The organism is Propionivibrio pelophilus DSM 12018 (assembly GCF_059569095.1).
Map to the genome: position 1 here is coordinate 1 of NZ_JCANUT010000128.1, position 2,043 is coordinate 2,043.

Below are 2,043 nucleotides of genomic sequence, written 5' to 3' on the forward strand. Positions count from 1 at the left end.
GTAACCGCTAACTGAGCGACGTACTTGCCTATTCCCGTGGGCTCTGCAAAGGCGAACGAAGCGGATTGTCGGCGAAGAGCGTCTTCCAGAGCCTCGGCGTAAGTTCCTGAACCTGGCAGGCCGGATGCTGCCCGACACGTTGCAGCACATCGACAAGATACTCGTACGGATCGACCCCGTGCAGTCGGCAAGTGACAAGCAGACTTTGCATGATGCCGACGTGCTTGGCACCGAGCTCGGTCCAGCAGAACATCCAGTTCTTTTTCCCGAGAGGAATCGCGCGTAGCGCCCGTTCCAAATGGTTGGTGTCGATCGGCACGTCAGGATCGGTCAGATAGACCTCCAGCCCGAAGCGTCGTTCGCGCGCGTAGGCCAGTGCTTTCGTCATCGGATTGCTGGGCAACAAGCCCTGCGCTTCGAATTGTCGATTGACCCAGGCAAAGAATTGTTCGACGCGTGGCTTGGCGTGCGTCAATCGGTAGTCGAGTTTCTTCGTGGCGCCAAGTTTCTGTTCGCGGATGCGCTCTTCCACGGCGTAGAGGCCGCCGATCAGTTCCAGTCCTTGCGCCGCGATCTCCGGTTCGATGTCTTTCGCTTCGAACAGCTTGCGCCGGGTGTGCGCCCAGCACTGGGCGTGGGTGAGCCCGGTCCTCTGCGTGTAGTGCGCATAGGCGGCGTAGCCGTCGGAGAGGAGCACACCGCGCTCGACCGGTGTCAGGCCCAGCGCCTGTTCGACGTGTTCGATCCGCCGGCTGTCGAAGAACGGGAAGCAGACTTCGTCCAGTTCGCCATAGACCGGCCAGAAGTAGCCGCCCTTGAGCTTCCCCGGGCCGGCGCGGCCGGCCTTGATCGGCGTTTCATCCATCGCCTTGACGCGCGAATCCCTGATTGAGGCAAACTGGGCGTCGTAAATGGGTTCGAGCAGGGCGATCGCCTGTTGGCCGAGCTGGGTCAGCCAGGGCCGGCTGACGGTGATGCCGGCGTCGGCGAGACGCTGGTGCTGGCGGTAGAACGGGAGGTGCCAGGCGAACTTGTCGATCAACAGGCCGGCCAGGAAGCTGACGTCGGCGCGGCTGCCGTCGATGACCCCGACCGGCGCCGCCGGGCAGAGGATGGCTTGATTCTCCTTGAGCTTGATCACCGGTCGCCGGTAGTTGAGCACGACCGTGCTGCCGGGGCGTTGGGCGAGGCGGTAGCTGTTCTTGTAGCTGATGATCTCGAAGTCGTCCGGGGCAAGCCCCTCGGTTTCCGGTGCCGTCAGTTCGATGATCTCGACCGGAACCCGTGCGGCATCGAAGAACGGCAGGCTGTCATCGCCGGACTCGGGCGTCTTCGTGGTCGGGCGCCGGGTGTGGGCCGCAACGGGACGTTCGACCGGTGCCGGCGAAGAAGCGGTCTGCCCCGGTGTAAGCATCTCGCCCAGACTCATCTGGCCGTTGGCGGAGTCGATGATCCGGCGTTCGCTCTTCGGGCCGAAGACCTGACGCTTGAACCAGTCGAGTTGGTGCTTGAGAACATCGACTTCCCGGCTCAGCGCCCCCACCAGATCGACAACCTGTTGCGGGCTGAACGCGGCGGCCTCATCGAGGCTGGGAACACGGGCCGGGGTCGTCGAATTCATGCCGCCATTATACCGGAGGCATGCCCTCCGCCGGGCGGCCGGTAGCGCTTTCTGACAACTTTCGCTTCGATGCCTTCGAGCAGGAGTTTCAAGCCGGTCCAGTCCATCTGCCGGGTGGCGACCTGCGTCCAGTCGGAGAGGAAGCGCCCCTGTTCGAGGCGCTTGGCCCAGAGGCAGAAACCGGTGCGATCCCAGTAGAGCACCTTGATCTGCGTGGCCCGCCGGTTGATGAAGACGTAGAGGTCGCCCGAGAGTGGATCGGCGCCGAGCCGCTGACGCGTCAGGGCGTAGAGTCCGTCGAACGATTTGCGCATGTCGACCGGTTGCCCGTAGACATGGACGCGCACCCGGCCTTCCGGAAAGAACATCAGCCGCGCACCACATGCAGCACGATCCCGTGGCCCAGTTCGAGTCGGAGGTTG

2 protein-coding genes are annotated in these 2,043 nt (G+C 63.5%); both read right to left on the bottom strand.

Translation table 11 applies throughout. The features are described from left to right. Nucleotides 1–28: 28 nt before the first annotated feature. Nucleotides 29–1,621, bottom strand: a complete 1,593-nt coding sequence (gene tnpC / locus BO74_RS20945; protein ID WP_496445319.1) for an IS66 family transposase — start codon at nucleotides 1,619–1,621, stop codon at nucleotides 29–31. Beyond that, a partial coding sequence (gene tnpB, locus BO74_RS20950) for an IS66 family insertion sequence element accessory protein TnpB (protein ID WP_496445320.1) occupies nucleotides 1,618–2,043 on the bottom strand: 426 nt, incomplete at its 5' end. The genes tnpB and tnpC, both read right to left, overlap by 4 nt.

What these genes read in the sequence shown, in the direction of transcription:
- tnpC (WP_496445319.1), bottom strand. Translation starts at nt 1,621, where the DNA reads ATGAATTCGACGACCCCGGCCCGTGTTCCCAGCCTCGATGAGGCCGCC.